The following is a 17,106-nucleotide window of genomic DNA, read 5'->3' as shown; positions in this document are numbered from 1 at the left end:
ACTTAGCACCTGATAACTCTAAGTAAGTACTTACTGGCGCTAGACGGAGAGCGACCATGCAAACCCAAATGGCACGTGCTACGCGCGTTAGTCGGGTTCTGCAGATGATGCTAGAGGGGGTGGCAGGCGCTACCCTCTTTGGCATGATGCTGTTGACCACTGCTGACGTAGGCGGCCGCTACTTTTTTAACTCCCCCATCCTTGGCACCGTTGAATTAACCCAGCTGATGCTGGCAGCGCTGGTATTTCTGTCGCTGCCGGTCGTTTGTTGGCGTCAAGAGCATGTCGCTGTTGATCTGCTTGATGCGGTTTTCCCAGCAAAGCTTGTCTGGATACGTGAAGTGATCGTCAACCTGATCGTGACGGCCGCCCTTTGGGTGATGGCTCAGCGCGTGTGGGCACTGGCGGAGCGCGCCTTCTCATGGGGAGACGTGACCGAGTTTCTGCGTATTCCACGCGGTTATTTGATCGGGTTGATCGCTATCATGCTGGCGCTTTCAGCACTGTTGACTCTCGTGCGAGCCGTTTTCTATTTGCTCGAAGGGCTCAAGGTAATCGAAAAAGGTGGCCCATTGAGTAAAGGAGAGCCCCATGACTGAAGCGTTGTACGGTTTCGCAGTGTTGCTGTTTTTAGTGTTCCTGCGCGTGCCTCTGGCGTTTGCGATGGGTATCGTCGGTTTTGCTGGGTTCTATTTGCTCACCGGTAACTGGAATGCTGCTGAAGCCATGGCGGCGCGCCGAGTGGTAGATACCGCCATGGATTATGGCCTGTCCGTTATTCCACTGTTCATTCTAATGGGCAACTTTGTTTCCCATGCAGGATTGTCCGATGCCTTATTTCGAGCATCGAATGGCTTTTTAGGTCACCGCAAGGGTGGCCAGGCGATGGCGACGATTGTTGCCTGCGGCGGTTTTAGCGCGATTTGCGGATCGAGCTTAGCGACGTGTGCGACCATGGGTCGAGTCGCCATGCCGCAAATGCGCAAGTATGGCTATAAGGATTCGCTTGCCGCTGCCTCCATCGCTGCGGGTGGCACCTTGGGCATCTTGATACCACCCAGCGTCATGCTGGTGATTTATGGAATTCTGACCGAAACCAGTATCCGCGAGCTGTTCGCGGCTGGCTTTATCCCCGGCATTCTTGGCATCTTTCTTTATATTGGTGCCATCAAGTGGGTCCTCTGGCGCGACCCTAGCGCCGGCCCTGCCGCAGAAAAAGTGCCGTGGGCTGAGCGGATTCAAGCACTAAAAAGTGTAGGCAGTACGCTAGCGCTGTTTGTACTGGTGATTGGCGGTATTTACCTGGGCGTGTTTACGCCCACAGAAGCAGCCGGAATCGGCGCGATGGGTGCGTTTCTGATTGCATTGACGCGTCGGGCGCTGACACCACAAGTGTTGATGAATGTGTTGATGGATACCGTGCGTACCACGGCGATGCTATTTGCAGTGGTGTTAACGGCGCTGATCTTCGCTAACTTTATCAACCGTGCGGGGCTACCTGGCGACCTGCTGGCGCTGGTTAACAACCTGAATGTGGCACCCTTTGTGGTCATTCTGGTGATTATCGCTATCTACGTGATACTGGGCTGTGTGTTTGAAAGCATGTCGATGATGCTGCTAACCGTGCCGGTGTTTTTCCCAGTCGTCGCGGGGTTAGGCTACGACTTGGTATGGTTCGGTATTCTTGTGGTTATCGTTATCGAAATCAGTTTGATAACGCCCCCTGTTGGTATGAACGTGTTCGTATTGCGAGCCGTATTGCCGGATGTATCAACGGGCACTATCTTCCGCGGCGTCACCCCGTTCTGGGTCGCAGGTACCATACGCGCACTGCTAGTGCTTATCTTCCCCGCCATCGTGCTGTTCCTACCACGACTGCTGTATTAAAACGGTTTTATTAACTTTCGTACGATACAAAAAAATGACAGGGCGTTTGCCCTGTCATTTTTTTGCCTTGCTTTTATGTCTGGCTATTAGGCTGAGCCGTTACTGGCGCTTTGCGACCAGCGTTAGAATGTCATAGCTGGCGACCAGCTCATCATGTTGATTGGTCACCGCGACGTCCCACATCACCACGCCCTGGGGGTGTCCGTCGGGAGAAGTTCGTCCCTGATCAATCTTGCGCTTACAGGTGAGGCGGGCGCGGATGGTGTCGCCAACCAGCACAGGCGTAATAAAGCGCAGCGTATCCAGGCCGTAGTTAGCCAATACGGGACCTTCGCCTGGGTAAACAAACAAACCAGCAGCTGCCGACAGTACAAAGTAGCCGTGGGCAATGCGTTGGCCAAATTGGGTCTCTTTTGCGGCAATGTCGTCGAAGTGCATGTAAAAGTGGTCGCCGGAAAGGCAGCCAAAATTGACGATGTCGGCTTCAGTGACGGTGCGGCGGTGAGTTAACAGTGACTCGCCAACCTGCAGGTCGTCGAAATGGCGGCGGAATGGGTGGATATCGTTCTCGATCACCTTCGCGCCACGCACATACTCCCCTGTGACTGCCGCGAGCATGGTCGGAGAGCCCTGGATAGCGGTACGCTGTAGATAGTGGTGAACAGCGCGAATGCCACCGAGCTCCTCGCCACCGCCTGCGCGGCCGGGCCCGCCATGCTTGAGCATCGGCAGCGGAGAGCCGTGGCCAGTGGATTCCTTTGCTGCCTGGGCATCCAGGATCTGCAGGCGGCCATGTTGGGCGGCCAGCACAGGGATCATTTCGGCAGCAATGGCGGGGTCTTTTGTGGTCAGCGTGGTTACCAGGCTGCCCTTGCCCTTGGCGGCGATGGCCAGGGCTTCGTCAATGCCGCGATAGGGCATTAGCGTCGCGACAGGGCCAAAGGCTTCGATGTCGTGAGCGCCGCCGTCGTTCAACGGGTTGCGGTTGATCAGCAGGTGGGGAGTGATGAAGGCACCGTTTTCAACACCCAGGCCGACAGGCTTGAAGCTGCCGTCTTTACCGAAGACACACTCGCTGGTTTCTAACAGTTTTTCGATTGCATGATTAACGTCTCTCAACTGGTCACGGGAAGAGAGCGCGCCCATGTGCACACCTTCTTCATGAGGGTCACCGACCACGATGTTGGCAAGGCGCGCCGTGATTGTGTCTGCCAATGCATCGAGATGCTCGGCGGGCACTAAAATTCGGCGGATCGCGGTGCATTTCTGGCCTGACTTAGCGGTCATCTCTTTGACGACTTCTTTAGCAAAGATATCGAACTCTTCGTCTTCAGGACTTACATCTGGCGCCATAATGGCGCTGTTGAGCGAGTCCGCCTCGGCGTTAAACGGAATGCTCTTGGCCATGATGTTAGGGTGGCTTTTCAGCATTAGGGCAGTGCTTGCCGAGCCGGTAAAGGTGACAAAGTCCTGCTCTTCCAGGTGGTCGAGTAGGTCACCGGCTCCACCGATCACTAGTTGCAGCGCACCTTCCGGCAGCAGGCCAGAATCGTTGATGACGCGCACGGCCGCTTCGGTCAGGTAGCTAGTCGCCGTTGCCGGTTTGAAGATACACGGCATGCCTGCCAGAAAGGCGGGCGCGAACTTCTCCAACATGCCCCAGATAGGAAAGTTGAACGCATTAATATGCACAGAGACACCGCGGCGGGGTACCAGAATGTGGGTGCCGTTGAAGTGGTTCTCTTTGCCTAATTGTGTCACCGGACCTTCGTGGGCCACATTGCCGGAGGGCAGTTCCTTGCGGCCCGTGGAAGCGTAGGTAAACAGGGTGCCGAAACCACCGTCGATGTCGATCCAGGAGTCGGCCTTGGTGCAGCCGGTGTGGTGGGAAATCGCATAAAGCTCACGCTTACGCTCTTGGATATAGGCGGCCAGCGCCTTAAGAATGGCGGCCCGCTGCTGAAAATCCAGTGCCAGAATGTTTTTCACGCCGGTGTTGCGGGCGTACGCCACCGCTTCGCGGAAATTGATCTCTTCTTGGTGAGTATGCGCAACGGTGGTGCCGTTAATGGCGCTGATAAGGGCTTTGGACTCGGTCTTTCCGAACCACTGGCCTGAGATGTAACTTTGCAAAACTGGCATTGCGTGTTCTCCCGTACAACATAAACAAAGCCGACGCAGTCGCCGGCTTGGAAGTGGGTGGACTAGGGGTTATACCTCGTCAAAATCGAGCACCACTTTGTCGCTGATCGGATAGCACTGACAGGACAGTACGTAGCCGGCATCTATTTCGTAATCTTCCAGGGCATAGTTGGCATCCATTTCCACCTCACCTTCGATCACTTTTGATTTACAGGTGGAGCACACGCCAGCCTTGCATGAGAACGGCAGGTCGGCGCCGTGCTCGTTACCCGCGTCCAAAATATTCTGGGTATTGCGGGGCAGGTTATATTCGATGGTGCGGCCATCGATGATCACTTTGATGTGCGAAGTTTCTGCTTCAAGCTGACTGGCTCTGGTTGCCTGGCGGCGTTTGGCGCCTGCTGTTGGTAGCCCAGTAGTGAACAGCTCAAAGTGCACCTTCTCCTTTGGCATTCCATGTTGGGTCAGGACATCGCGCACGATCTCGGTCATCTCTTGCGGCCCACAGATAAACGCAGCGTCGAGCTTGGGTACGTCTACCCAACGGTCAAACAGGGCGTTGCACTTATCGGCATCGATACGGCCGTTGTAAAGATCGATTTCATGTTGTTCGCGGCTGAACACGTAAATGATGTTGAGGCGTTCGAGGTAACGATCTTTGAGATCCTGCAGACGTTCGCGAAACAGTGTGCCCGTGGTGGAGCGGTTGCCATAAATCACGGTAAAACGACTTTTTGGCTCGCTTTCCAGCGTAGTGGCAACAATCGACATAATGGGGGTAACGCCGCTGCCAGCGGTTACCGCCAGATAGTTCCCTTCACGGCTAGGGTCGAGAGGCACGAAGAACTTGCCCTGTGGTGGCATCACTTCCAGGCGATCACCAGGCTGCAATTGCTGGTTGGCAAAGGTGGAGAAGCTGCCGCCTGGCACCAGCTTGACGGCGACTCTTAGCTCATGTTCGTGGACGCCGGTGCAGATTGAATAAGAGCGGCGGACATCCTCACCTTCGATGTCGCGGCGCAGTGTCAGGTACTGCCCTTGGGTAAAGCGAAAGGCGTCCAGCAGGTCGTCGGGAATGTCGAAAGCAATGGAAACGGCATCATGGGTTTCCTTGCGTACATCCTTGACGGTCAAGGCGTGAAATCGGCTCATGGGAAATGGTCTCGTCGTTTTACAGACACTTGAAATAATCGAAAGGCTCCAGGCAATCGCGACAGCGGTAGAGCGCCTTGCAAGCCGTAGAGCCGAATTCGCTGACGCGTTCGGTCGCGTTGCTGCCACATAAAGGGCAGGGCACGACCGGGTCAGACTGCCCCGTCAGGCTGCGCTTGCTAGCACTTCCTACCGGTGGTGCGATGCCGTAAGCACGCAATTTTTCACGCCCGGCTTCGGTCAACCAATCGGTGGTCCAGGCAGGTGAAAGGCGGCGCTGAATCAGTGGGTCTGAGTAGCCAGCGGCCACCAGCGCTTCATGGATATGCTGTTCGATGACTTCCGTCGCCGGGCAGCCGGAGTAAGTTGGCGTCACGTTGACCGCCAACCGACCGTCCACCCAATCGATATCGCGCACAATTCCCAGCTCAACCACGCTGACCACCGGCACTTCTGGGTCTGGCACTTGCTCTAAAACCGCCAGTACGGCGTCGATATCGCCTTTTTCACCGGCGGGTGGCAGCCCGCGACGGTCGCTGCCGATCAAGTCACTTGAAGGCCAGTCATCGATAGGGCCGTCCGACGGTGGGTTACCAGGCGGTCGCATCGGGATATGCCCTCGGCAGGTATTGCATTTCCGCCAATAGAAAGCCCAGGTGCTCGGTGTGATGGCCGACTTTGCCGCCGGTATACATCCAGGCGTCGTAGGAGGGACGCTCCAGCGTGGCTTCCTCAAGCACCTCTTCCACCGTCGCTTTCCAGCGAGCGGCAATGGCTTCAGGGTCAGGCGCGATGCCAGTCTCTATCATGGCCTGATCAATCTCGTCGACCTGCAAGAGCTCGCCGGTGAACTGCCAAAGGTTGTCGAGCGCGCGCTGCATACGGGTGTGGCTCTCTTCGGTGCCATCGCCCAGGCGAATCACCCATTCTGAGGAGCGGCGTAGGTGGTACGTTGCTTCCTTAAGCGACTTGGCTGCTACTTCAGCAATGCGAGGGTCACTGGAGTGAGTCAGTCCATCAAGCAGGTGAACGTGCCATGCATCGAATAGAAACTGGCGTCCCATGATGTCGGCGAAGTCGCCGTTGGGCTGCTCGGTGATCAACAGATTACGAAAGTCCTGGGCGTCGCGGCGAAAGGCCAGATGATCGGCATCGACATTGTCATTCATCAGTTCAGCCGCATAGCCAAGCCAGTTGCGCGCCTGACCGAAGAGGTCGAGCCCTACATTCATTAAGGCCAGCTCTTCTTCCAACGCCGGGGCCTTTCCACACAGCTGTGCGTGGCGCTGGCCAAGCACCAAGGCGCTGTCGCCAAGGCGTAGCAGGTAATCGGTCAGCGGTGCTTGTGTTTTTTGAGCTACGTTTTTTTGAGCTGGGTTTTGCATCACAGCCTCCCTTACATGTGGCCGACTTCTTTCGGCAGTTTGTAGAAGGATGCGTGGCGATAGACCTTGTCGTTAGACGGGTCAAACAGCGGCTCTTTCTCATCAGGAGAAGACGCGGTGATTTCGCTGGCCGGAACCACCCAGATGCTAACGCCTTCATTGCGACGGGTGTAAAGCTCGCGGGCATTTTCGATTGCCATGCAGCGATCGGCGGCGTGTACGCTACCGACGTGCTTGTGATTAAGGCCGTGCTTGCTGCGTATAAAAACTTCGAAGAGGGGCCAGTCAGCCATGAGAGATGCCTCATTGGTCAGAGGAGCCCCGTAACGCGGGGCTTCCGATTGTTTTAAAAGCTAGGGTTTTAAAAGCTAGATTTTGAAAGACAGTTTTTAAAAGTCAGGCGGCTTTGCGTTGACGCTTGGCGGCATAAGCCACGGCGGCTTCACGCACCCAGGCACCGCTATCGATGGCGCTGCGACGTGCTTCGATACGCTCGCGGTTGCAGGGGCCGTTGCCTTTCACGACGTCGAAAAACTCCTGCCAGTCGATTTCACCGAACTCATAATGACCGGTCTCTTCGTTATATTTGAGATCCGGGTCAGGGGCGGTGCAGCCCAGCAGCTCTAGCTGCGGTACGGTTTGGTCGAGGAAGCGCTGGCGCAACTCATCGTTGCTGTGACGCTTGATCTTCCAGGCCATCGACTGGGCGCTGTTGGGTGAGTTTTCGTCGGATGGCCCGAACATCATTAGCGATGGCCACCAGAAACGGTTGATGGAGTCCTGCACCATGGCTTTCTGGTCGTCAGTGCCCTCTTGCATCATGGTCAACAGAATTTGATAACCCTGGCGCTGATGGAAACTCTCTTCCTTGCACACGCGGATCATGGCGCGCGCGTAGGGGCCGTAAGAGGTGCGCTGCAGCGGTACCTGGTTGACGATGGCCGCGCCGTCGACCAACCAGCCGATGGTGCCCATGTCAGCCCAGTTGAGCGTTGGGTAGTTGAAGATGCTGGAGTACTTGGCGCGGCCATCGTGAAGCTTGTCGATCTCTTCGTCGCGGTCGGCACCCAGCGTTTCCATGGCGCTATAGAGGTACAGGCCATGACCCGCCTCATCCTGAATCTTGGCCATTAGCTGCAGCTTGCGCTTAAGGGTCGGCGCACGTGTCAGCCAGTTACCTTCCGGCAGCATACCGACGATCTCGGAGTGCGCGTGTTGTGAGATCTGACGGATCAACGTCTTGCGGTAGGCGTCCGGCATCCAATTCTTGGGTTCTATTTTAATTTCATCATTGATGCGCTCCTGGAACTGGCGTTCCTCAGGGCTCATCTCATCAAGCGTTTTGAGTTTGTTAGAACCGGTTTCAACGAGCTGCGCGTACATAGAGACCTCCGCGGCGTCGGACTATCAGGGAGTGTGGCTTATCTTGCTTAAAGTATAGTGACACGAAATATTTTATCAATAACTATTTTTATGTGTCACTTTAAGACTTTGTGATTACGGATAAAGCCAATATGGTTGGTTTGTAAAGGAAAAATGGCTAAGAGTAAGTGATTCTTAATGTTCTATTTTTTTCATCAAAGCTGGTTGTTTGGGTATGAAAAAGCCCTTGCAGGGGTTGCCTGCAAGGGCGTTGGTCTAGTATCTCAATCGATGGCAATACGAGGCTTTAAAGCGCTAGTGGCTGAATCAGCGAAGATCTTTGACGCGTCTAGCCTTGCCTAGCGAGCGCATCACGCTCTCTACTGGGCACACCTCAACCTGGGTGCTGATACCAATATACGTCTTGATGGCATGCTGGAGCTGTTTTGCGGCATCTTCACAAGCTGTGGGGTCGCGGGCGATGTCATGATGATTCGCCTCTACCCGCACAAGCACCATATCCATATTGCCTTGGCGGCTGACTTCGATCTCGTAGTGGGGTGAAAGCGACGCAATCTTTAGCAGTTGCTCTTCGATCTGGGTGGGGAACACATTCACACCGCGAATGATCAGCATGTCGTCGCTGCGGCCAGTGATCTTGTCGATGCGGCGCATGGGGCGGGCGGTGCCCGGCAGCAAGCGGGTCAGGTCGCGGGTGCGGTAGCGAATCACCGGCAGGCCTTCTTTGGTTAGGGTGGTGAACACCAGCTCGCCGTATTCGCCGTCTGGCAGAACGTCACCGCTGATCGGGTCGATGATCTCGGGGTAGAAATGGTCTTCCCAGATGGTCGGGCCATCTTTGGTCTCCAGGCACTCCATGCCCACGCCGGGCCCCATTACTTCAGAGAGGCCATAAATATCGAGGGCGTCAATGCCCAGGCGCTGCTCTAGGGCCGTGCGCATGCTGTCGGTCCAGGGTTCGGCACCGAAAATGCCAGTGCGTAGGGGCAGCGTGCGTGGGTCGATGCCTTGGCGCTCCATCTCGTCTGCGATGTTGAGCATATACGAGGGGGTGACCATGATGATGTCCGGCTGGAAATCACGAATTAACTGAACCTGTTTCTCAGTCTGGCCGCCCGACATGGGGATGACCGCACAACCCAAGCGCTCGGCACCGTAATGCGCGCCCAGTCCGCCGGTGAACAGGCCGTAGCCATACGCCACATGTACTTTGTCGTTGCGGCTGCCGCCAGCGGCACGGATCGAGCGCGCCACCACATCGGACCACACATCAATGTCCTTCTGGGTGTAGCCCACCACCGTCGGTTGCCCGGTGGTGCCGCTGGAGGCATGGATGCGAACGATCTCACTCATCGGGGTGGCCAACATGCCAAATGGGTAGTTGTCGCGCAAATCAGCCTTGGTGGTGAACGGCAGTTTGGCGAGATCCGCCAGCGTCTGGATATCGTCGGGATGTACCCCAGCCTTGTCGAAAGACTGGCGGTAGAACGGCACATTGTCGTAAGCGTGCTTTAGGCTCCACTTCAGGCGCTTGACCTGAGTGGCGCGCAGCTCGTCGACGCTGGCGGTTTCCAAGGGGTCGAGAGTCGCAGTGTCGATACGCGTAGCGGGCTGATTCATCAGGGTCTCCGGTCAAGCAAGTTGTTATTGGGCTACGTTTTATGGGCCATGGCCAGGATAAGGGGCTTATAAGCGCTCAATGATCAGAGCAATGCCCTGTCCAACACCAATACACATGGTGCATAGCGCAAAGCGTCCTTGCCGACGTTCGAGTTCATGCAGGGCGGTGGTTACCAATCGAGCGCCGCTCATGCCCAGCGGGTGGCCGAGTGCAATGGCACCTCCGTTGGGATTGACGTGTTCGGCATCATCGCTTAGTCCCAAGTCGCGCATGACTGCCAACGCTTGAGCAGCAAAGGCTTCATTGAGTTCGATCACGTCCATTTGTTCGAGGGTAAGCCCGGCCTGGGCAAGTACCTTACGGGTAGCGGGAGAGGGGCCGAACCCCATAATGCGCGGTTCCACACCAGCGGTGGCCATACCCACCACACGAGCGCGTGGCGTGAGGCTGAAACGTTCAGCCTGCTCGGCAGATGCCAACAGCAGCGCACAGGCACCATCGTTAACCCCAGAGGCATTACCTGCTGTCACGCTGCCGCCTTCGCGGAAAGGCGTGGGTAGCTTGGCAAGCTGCTCGGCAGTTGTGGTAGCGCGCGGGTGCTCATCGGTATCCACCACCAGCGGGTCTTGTTTGCGCCGGGGGATTTCGACCGGAACAATCTCGTCGGCAAGGCGGCCAGCCTCGATAGCGGCAGCGGTGCGCTGTTGGCTGCGCAGGGCGAAGGCGTCCTGGTCTTCCCGGGAAATACCAAACTGTTCCGCCACGTTTTCAGCGGTTTCGGGCATGGAGTCCACGCCGAACTGGGCTTTCATGGCACGATTGATGAAGCGCCAGCCGATGGTGGTGTCGAAAATATCGGCTTGGCGTGAGAAGGCTTGTTCGGCCTTGCCCATCACGAAGGGCGCCCGGGACATCGACTCCACCCCTCCGGCGATCATCAGCCCCGCTTCACCGGTCTTGATGGTGCGGGCGGCATTGCCTATTGCATCCATGCCAGAGCCGCACAGCCGGTTAATGGTGGTGCCGGGCACTTCAACCGGCAGCCCGGCAAGCAGTGCAGACATACGTGCTACGTTACGGTTATCTTCCCCCGCCTGGTTGGCGCAGCCGTAAAAGATATCGTCAATCAATGACCAGTCGACGCCTGGGTTGCGTTCCATCAGGGTGCGCATGGGAATGGCCCCCAGGTCATCGGCACGCATGCTGGAAAGAGCGCCGCCGTAGCGGCCTATTGGGGTGCGAATGGCATCAATGATCAGTGCGTCTTTCATTGGTTATCTCCAGCAGCAGTATTTTCTGCGTCAGTATCTTCCAGGCGGCGTACGCTGCCGCGAATTTTGTAAGAGCGTCCGCGGAACAAGGCAACGGTATCGCCGTGTTGATTGCGCAACGTAATGTCGTAAATGCCGGTGCGCCCGCGGCGGCTGCGCTCTTCGGCGGTGGCGGTGATCTCGTCGCCTAGCTGACCAGGGCCGAGATAGTCGATACTGCAGCCAGCGGCGACGGTGGCTTCATCGTAACTGTTGCAGGCAAACGCAAAGGCGGAATCGGCCAGGGTAAATAGAAATCCGCCATGGCAGTTGCCGTGCCCTTGCACCATGTCTTGACGCACGATCATGGTCAGTTCGGCGAAGCCGGGGGCCACGCGAGTAATACGCATGCCCAGCCCTTGGCTGGCATGGTCGCGGGAAAACATCGCGTCTGCACAGGCTTCCGCCAGCTGCTGTGGGGGCAGTTGGGTATCACTCATGAAAACTTTCCTCGCTCAAGGCGTTGCGCCGCAGCAGAAACGAGCTGCGATAGCGCTCTTCGCCGTAGCTCTGCTGTAGATGCGTCAGGGTACGGTGAACGAAAGGCAGGCCCAGTGAGTCTGCCCAGGCCAAGGGGCCGCGGGGGTAGTTGACGCCAGCCTGCATGGCCAGGTCGCCATCCTTGGCACTGCAGACACCCTGGAGTACGGCGTCGGCAGCTTCATTGGCGAGCATAGCCACGGTGCGCAATATCACCAGCCCCGGGGTGTCGGTTAGCCAAGTCACGTCCATCCCCAAGCGTTGGAAGAACGCCGTTGCCAGTTGACGAGCTTCGGGCGATGTCATGTGGCTGGCAGCAAGTGCGATAGCGCTGGCGCTGCGGTAGTCCAAGCACAGATCGAACAGTACCAGGGCGTCGAGCCCTTCATTGACCGCGCGCTCGGCGGCGCAACGCCCGTCGCTAAGGGCCAGAACCAAGCCGCCCAGGTATAGGCGAGGGGTGCCGTCTGGTTGGAGTGATTCGCGACGAACTACGTCGAGCCCAGCTTCCTGAGCGCGTTCCAGCAGCGGAGCGACCACACCAGGGTCGCCCTGCACGACAAGTGCTGGTAGTTCCGCGTTTGCTGGGGCGGCAAACTTAGGCTGTGGCTTCGCAGTGTTTTCACCCACGTAGTCAAAAAAGCCTTGGCCGGATTTGCGCCCCAAGCGTCCGGCTTCCACCAGTGCTTGCTGTACTAAGGACGGCTCGAAGCGGGTATCGCCGTAGTAGGCATCGAACACCGAGCGGGTCACCGCGTAGTTAACGTCATGACCAATCAGATCCATTAGCTCGAAAGGCCCCATACGGAAGCCACCCGCCTGACGCAGCAGCGCATCTATCGTGGCAGCATCGCTGGCACCTTCCTGCAGCAGTCGTAGCCCTTCGGCATAGAATGGCCGTGCCACGCGGTTAACAATGAACCCAGGGGTGGAGCTGGTATGCACTGCGACCTTACCCCAGGCAACGGCGGTGTCATAAAGGGTATCGGCAACCTCGGTGGTGGTGGCTAAGCCAGACACCACTTCCACCAGCTTCATTACGGGGGCGGGGTTGAAGAAGTGCAGCCCCGCCATGCGTTCAGGGCGTTCAAGGTTCGCTGCAATGGAGGTGATCGATAGTGACGAGGTATTACTGGCGAGCAAGGTATCCGGTGAGCATAACGCTTCGAGCTGCGCGAACACCTGACGTTTGATCTCAAGGTTCTCGACGATAGCTTCGATAACCAAGCGGCTGTCGGCCAAGGCATCGATAGCATCGGCGGGCTGCAGGCGAGCGACGACGTTATCCACATCGCCTTGGGTCATCTTGCCCTTGGCGACGCTCTTTTCCAGCTGGCGGCGAATGTTATCAATGCCCGCTTTGGCAGCACCCGGAAGGTTGTCGTGCAAGACCACCGAGTGACCAGCCTGGGCAGCAACCTGAGCAATACCGGCACCCATGGCACCTGCGCCAATCACACCAATAACGGCAGACGTGGGAAGGGCTGGCATATCACTCTCCCTTGAAGGTGGGGCGACGTTTCTCGATAAAAGCGCTGACGCCTTCGCGGTAGTCTTCGGTACGCCCGGCAAGGCGCTGTAGGTCGCGTTCCAGGTCGAGTTGCTCGTTGAAGCTGTTATCGCTGCTGGCGTGCAGGGCGCGTTTGATCAGTGCCAAGCCGCGCGTCGGTTGAGTGGCTAGGTGGCGAGCCATGTTCATGGCTTCTTCCTGAAGCGCCTCATCATCGACGCAGCGCCAGATCATGCCCCACTGTTCGGCGGTCTCGGCGGGAAGCTTGTCGCCAAGCATTGCCAGCCCCTTGGCCCGCGCCATACCCACCAAGTTAGGCAGTGTCCAGGTGCCGCCGGAGTCTGGAATTAATCCAATCTTGCAGAAGGCCTGAATGAAGCTTGCCGAACGAGCAGCCAATACGATGTCGCAGGCCAGGGCGATGTTGGCGCCGGCACCTGCGGCCACGCCGTTCACCGCACAAATAGTCGGGAACGGCATGTCTTTAAGGGCGCGCAGCATAGGGTTGTAGCGTTTCTCAAGCGACTCGCCGAGGTCGGGAGCTTGCTCGCCGGGCGCGACGCTACGGTCAGAAAGATCCTGACCAGCGCAGAAGCCGCGGCCGTTGCCGGTCAGTAACAAAGCGCGAACGCTTGAGTCCTGGCGCACGGCCTTAAGTGCTTTGCGCATTTCAGCATGCATTTCAGTATTGAAGCTGTTCAGGCTGTCGGGGCGGTTCAGCGTGATACAGGCGACGCCATCTTCCACGGTGTAAAGCAGGGGCGCTTGGCTCATGGGTAATATCCTTGTGTCAGTGCCCTTGAAAAGTGGCAGGTCGTTTTTCTTGGAAGGCGCGAATGCCCTCTTCGCGGTCGGCGGTTCCCGCCAGTAAGGTGAACGCATGGCGTTCAAAGCGCAGGCCGGTGGCTAGGTCGGTATCCATCGCTTTGTGTAACGATTCCCGTGCCAAGCGCACGGCCAGCGGTGCCTTGGCGGCAATGCGTGTTGCAATTGCCATGGCGCGCTCTAGCGTTAATTCGGGCTGGGTAATCTCGCTAATCAGGCCAGCTTCGAGGGCGTGGCGAGCGGAAATAGGCTCGCCGGTCAGCACCATCTGGGTGGCCAGTGACTTACCCACCGCCCTAAGCAGACGCTGTGTGCCGCCAGCGCCTGGCATGATGCCCAGGTTGATTTCCGGTTGACCGAACAGGGCGTTTTCACCGGCGATGATGATGTCGGCATGCATAGCCAGCTCGCAGCCACCGCCCAACGCGTAGCCATTGACGGCGGCAATGATCGGTTTGCGAAAACGCGTAATGGTGGCCCAGTGGTGCTGGCGGGGATCTTCCAGCATGCCCACCAGATCGCGTTCAGCCATTTCGTTAATATCCGCACCGGCGGCGAACGCTTTCGCATTGCCGGTAATCACTACGGCGCGAACGTTGTTGTCACTATTAGCGTTGTTCAAGGTGTCGGCGAGCTCGCCGAGAAGTTGCGTATTAAGCGCATTCAGTGCTTCTGGGCGATTCAGCGTGATGCATAAAACGCCTTCCTGGGGTGGGGTTATTTTTAGCGTAGTGGGCATTTTTACCTCAGTTCGGCCTGTGGCGCACAGGATGAATATCTGCCGAGTATAGGTTTATTTTGATACGCATCAATATTGTTTGGTTGTTATTAATGTGTCGCTTGCTGTTGTTTTTGATAATTTATTCCTTTTTAACAACAGCTTGTCTGTGTTTTTAGCGAATGCAAGAGTGTTATTAGACCATGGTATGAAAGGCGGGAGCGTGGCTAAAAAAGTGATCTTTAGCCAGTATACATCGAGTTTTTTGATCGTGGTGGGCTAATTCTTAAGTAAGCGGTGCCAGGGAAAGCGTTTGATGTTTTGTTACGGGAAAGATAGTCTTCTTGCCTATAGCGTATCAAAAAAATAAGTGAGTGCAGGAGCGCCCCATGACGCAATCAGCGCAGCAGATGTTCGACCTTCATCGTGAGATTCTTGATCAGGCTGTCGACGCCATTTCTAGCCGTAATTTCTGGACGCCCTATCCAGAAAGCATGCGGAAATACCCTGAGGATGCCGTTAAAGCGGCGCCGTCGACATTCGAGTCACTACTTAATCAGCCATTTACACTTAACGGTGTTGGCAGCACCCAGCAAGTGGGTGGCGAAGTGTCACCTTATGGTTTTGAACTCGGCATTACTTATGACCAGCCAAACCCCGACGAGCTGATAGCGGCCATGCAAGTAGCAATGCGTGACTGGCGGGATGCCGGGGCGCAAGCGCGCGTGGGGGTGTGTCTGGAAGTCCTGTCGCGCCTTAATGCCATGAGCCCAGAGATCGCCCAGGCGGTAATGCATACCAGCGGCCAGGGGCCGATGATGGCGTTTCAGGCCGGTGGTCCGCATGCTCAGGATCGAGGTCTTGAAGCCGTGGCGTACGCCTGGCAAGCAATGGCTCAGATTCCCGCTACCGCGAAATGGATTAAGCCCCAGGGCAAACATGACCCCATCGCCATGGATAAGCGTTTTCACATCGTGCCGCGGGGTATCTCGTTGGTAGTGGCCTGCTCTACTTTTCCCACCTGGAATACTTATCCTGGCTTGTTTGCCAGTTTGGCGACGGGCAACCCAGTCATTCTTAAGCCGCACCCTGGCGCTATTTTGCCTGTGGCGATGACCGCACGGGTTGTTCAACAGGTACTGGAGGAAGCAGGCTTTGATCCTTGTCTGGTTAGCCTGGTACCCGACACTGTCGATGCGCCGCTGACGAAAACGCTGGCGCTTGACCCTGCGGTAAAGCTGATCGATTTCACTGGCTCCAATACCTTCGGCGATTGGCTGATAGATAACGCCACTCAGGCTCAGGTGTTCGCTGAGAAAGCCGGTGTCAACACGGTCATTATCGACAGCGTGGAAAACCTCAAAGCGGTCACGGCGAATCTTGCTTTCTCGCTGAGCCTTTATTCTGGACAGATGTGCACAACCCCTCAGGCTATTTATGTGCCCAGAAACGGTATTGAAACAGCGGATGGCCATTTGAGTTTTGACGACGTGGCGGCAGCGCTTGCCAAAGCCGTCCAAGCGTTTCTGAGCGACAACGATCGAGCCTGTACGGTGCTGGGTGCTCTCCAGTCGATGGACACACAAGCTCGGATTGATAAGTGCCGTGGTTTGGGCGAAATAGCGTTGGATAGCGAGCCGCGAGCGCACGCTCAGTTCCCCGACGCTCGTATTCACACGCCGCTTATCCTTAAGGTGGATGCAGAGCAGAAGGCTGCCTATAGTGAGGAGCGCTTCGGGCCCATCAGCTTTGTTATCGCGACTGAGAACACCGCGCATAGCATTGAGCTGGCGCGTGACGTGATTCGGGAAAAAGGCGCGATAACCCTAGGTGGCTATACGACTGATGAGGCAGTGGCCGAGCAGTTCGAAGAGCTGGCGATGGATGTGGCCGCTCCGCTTTCTCTGAATCTAGATGGGGGGATATTCGTCAACCAGTCGGCTGCTTTCAGTGACTTTCACGCCACAGGCGGTAATCCGGCGGCCAATGCTTCCCTATGTAACCAAGCCTTTGTCGCCAGTCGTTTCGTGGTGGTGCAAAGCCGTCGCCACAGCCAATCCAACTAACGGAGAACGTGATGCCTTACTATCGACTTGAAGGGGTGACGCCGGTGGTGCACCCGACGGCTTATGTTCACCCGACAGCGGTGTTGATCGGGGATGTGATTGTGGGCCCCGGCTGTTATGTGGGCCCCGGCGCGGTGATGCGCGGTGATTTCGGTCGCCTGGTGCTGGAAGAGGGCGCGAACCTTCAGGATACCTGCGTGATGCACGGCTTTCCGGGTTGCGTCACTAAAGTCGAGAAGGATGGCCATATCGGCCATGGCGCGGTATTGCATGGCTGCGTGATTGGGCGTGATGCCATGGTCGGCATGAATGCCGTGGTGATGGACGGCGCCAACATTGCGGAGCGATCTATCGTTGCGGCAGCAGCATTCGTCAAGGCAGGCTTCGAGTGTGAGCCACAGTCGCTGGTGATGGGGGCACCTGCAAAGGTTAAGCGCCCGCTGAGTGATGAGGAATTTGCCTGGAAACAGCAGGGTACCCAAGAGTATCAGCGTTTAGTGACCCGTTGCCGTGACAGCTTGGAGCCTTGTGAACCGCTGGCAGAACTTGATGCTGACCGGCCAACCTTGCTGGCCGGTGATACACAACCTAAGCAGCAGACGCTGGATAAGTCGCCACAACCATGAA

At 56.9% G+C, this 17,106-nt stretch carries 16 protein-coding genes; 4 read left to right on the top strand and 12 right to left on the bottom strand.

The genetic code is table 11. The annotated features are described in order from the left end of the window. Nucleotides 1-56 precede the first annotated feature (56 nt). Both HZS79_RS04895 and HZS79_RS04890 read left to right on the top strand, forming a co-directional pair. Nucleotides 57-599 (top strand): TRAP transporter small permease, encoded by a 543-nt coding sequence (locus HZS79_RS04895; RefSeq protein WP_162216969.1) that lies wholly within the window; start codon nucleotides 57-59, stop codon nucleotides 597-599. Continuing rightward, a complete protein-coding gene (locus tag HZS79_RS04890; protein ID WP_162216970.1) occupies nucleotides 592-1,887 on the top strand; it encodes a TRAP transporter large permease in 1,296 nt (431 codons plus the stop codon). Before HZS79_RS04895 ends, HZS79_RS04890 begins: the two co-directional genes overlap by 8 nt. 99 nt (nucleotides 1,888-1,986) lie before the next feature. Here the strand turns inward: HZS79_RS04890 and paaZ are convergent, their stop codons facing one another. From paaZ to paaF, 12 genes are all read right to left on the bottom strand, one after another. After that, on the bottom strand, nucleotides 1,987-4,029 hold the full coding sequence (gene paaZ, locus HZS79_RS04885; RefSeq protein ID WP_179927212.1) for a phenylacetic acid degradation bifunctional protein PaaZ: 2,043 nt from the start codon (nucleotides 4,027-4,029) through the stop codon (nucleotides 1,987-1,989). A gap of 69 nt (nucleotides 4,030-4,098) precedes the next feature. Beyond that, nucleotides 4,099-5,181 carry a 1,2-phenylacetyl-CoA epoxidase subunit PaaE gene (gene paaE, locus HZS79_RS04880; protein ID WP_179927211.1) on the bottom strand — a complete coding sequence of 361 codons (1,083 nt, stop codon included), beginning with the start codon at nucleotides 5,179-5,181 and terminating at the stop codon, nucleotides 4,099-4,101. A 19-nt stretch (nucleotides 5,182-5,200) separates the two neighbouring features. Then, nucleotides 5,201-5,788, bottom strand: coding sequence for a 1,2-phenylacetyl-CoA epoxidase subunit PaaD (gene paaD, locus HZS79_RS04875; protein ID WP_179927210.1), 588 nt, complete (start codon nucleotides 5,786-5,788; stop codon nucleotides 5,201-5,203). Then, on the bottom strand, nucleotides 5,772-6,566 hold the full coding sequence (paaC, locus tag HZS79_RS04870; protein ID WP_179927209.1) for a 1,2-phenylacetyl-CoA epoxidase subunit PaaC: 795 nt from the start codon (nucleotides 6,564-6,566) through the stop codon (nucleotides 5,772-5,774). Before paaC ends, paaD begins: the two co-directional genes overlap by 17 nt. Nucleotides 6,567-6,577: 11 nt before the next feature. Next, entirely contained in the window at nucleotides 6,578-6,859 is a 282-nt protein-coding gene (gene paaB / locus HZS79_RS04865) for a 1,2-phenylacetyl-CoA epoxidase subunit PaaB (protein WP_009101609.1), read from the bottom strand. A gap of 103 nt (nucleotides 6,860-6,962) precedes the next feature. Continuing rightward, complete coding sequence (gene paaA, locus HZS79_RS04860; RefSeq protein WP_179927208.1) at nucleotides 6,963-7,949, bottom strand: 1,2-phenylacetyl-CoA epoxidase subunit PaaA; 987 nt, start codon at nucleotides 7,947-7,949, stop codon at nucleotides 6,963-6,965. A gap of 306 nt (nucleotides 7,950-8,255) precedes the next feature. Continuing rightward, nucleotides 8,256-9,569 (bottom strand): phenylacetate--CoA ligase PaaK, encoded by a 1,314-nt coding sequence (paaK, locus tag HZS79_RS04855; protein ID WP_179927207.1) that lies wholly within the window; start codon nucleotides 9,567-9,569, stop codon nucleotides 8,256-8,258. A 66-nt stretch (nucleotides 9,570-9,635) separates the two neighbouring features. Beyond that, nucleotides 9,636-10,841: a 3-oxoadipyl-CoA thiolase gene (gene pcaF, locus HZS79_RS04850; RefSeq protein ID WP_179927206.1), complete on the bottom strand. Its 1,206-nt coding sequence runs from the start codon at nucleotides 10,839-10,841 to the stop codon at nucleotides 9,636-9,638. Continuing rightward, nucleotides 10,838-11,320 carry a hydroxyphenylacetyl-CoA thioesterase PaaI gene (gene paaI / locus HZS79_RS04845; protein ID WP_179927205.1) on the bottom strand — a complete coding sequence of 161 codons (483 nt, stop codon included), beginning with the start codon at nucleotides 11,318-11,320 and terminating at the stop codon, nucleotides 10,838-10,840. The genes pcaF and paaI overlap by 4 nt, the downstream gene beginning before the upstream one ends. Beyond that, nucleotides 11,313-12,851 carry a 3-hydroxyacyl-CoA dehydrogenase PaaH gene (gene paaH, locus HZS79_RS04840; RefSeq protein WP_179927204.1) on the bottom strand — a complete coding sequence of 513 codons (1,539 nt, stop codon included), beginning with the start codon at nucleotides 12,849-12,851 and terminating at the stop codon, nucleotides 11,313-11,315. The genes paaI and paaH overlap by 8 nt, the downstream gene beginning before the upstream one ends. 1 nt (nucleotide 12,852) lies before the next feature. After that, nucleotides 12,853-13,644 (bottom strand): 2-(1,2-epoxy-1,2-dihydrophenyl)acetyl-CoA isomerase PaaG, encoded by a 792-nt coding sequence (gene paaG, locus HZS79_RS04835; RefSeq protein ID WP_009723071.1) that lies wholly within the window; start codon nucleotides 13,642-13,644, stop codon nucleotides 12,853-12,855. Nucleotides 13,645-13,660: 16 nt separating this feature from the next. After that, nucleotides 13,661-14,434, bottom strand: coding sequence for a 2,3-dehydroadipyl-CoA hydratase PaaF (paaF, locus tag HZS79_RS04830; protein ID WP_009723070.1), 774 nt, complete (start codon nucleotides 14,432-14,434; stop codon nucleotides 13,661-13,663). Between the two features lie 368 nt (nucleotides 14,435-14,802). Between paaF and paaN the strand changes: the two genes are divergently transcribed. Both paaN and paaY read left to right on the top strand, forming a co-directional pair. Then, the gene (gene paaN, locus HZS79_RS04825; protein ID WP_179927203.1) at nucleotides 14,803-16,479 is read left to right on the top strand and encodes a phenylacetic acid degradation protein PaaN; all 1,677 of its coding nucleotides are present in this window, start codon (nucleotides 14,803-14,805) and stop codon (nucleotides 16,477-16,479) included. 11 nt (nucleotides 16,480-16,490) lie between these two features. Next, nucleotides 16,491-17,105, top strand: coding sequence for a phenylacetic acid degradation protein PaaY (gene paaY / locus HZS79_RS04820; protein ID WP_179927202.1), 615 nt, complete (start codon nucleotides 16,491-16,493; stop codon nucleotides 17,103-17,105). Nucleotide 17,106 lies beyond the last annotated feature (1 nt).

Source organism: Vreelandella zhaodongensis (genome assembly GCF_013415115.1).
Lineage (GTDB): Bacteria > Pseudomonadota > Gammaproteobacteria > Pseudomonadales > Halomonadaceae > Vreelandella > Vreelandella zhaodongensis.
This window is presented reverse-complemented; position numbering and strand designations above follow the sequence as displayed.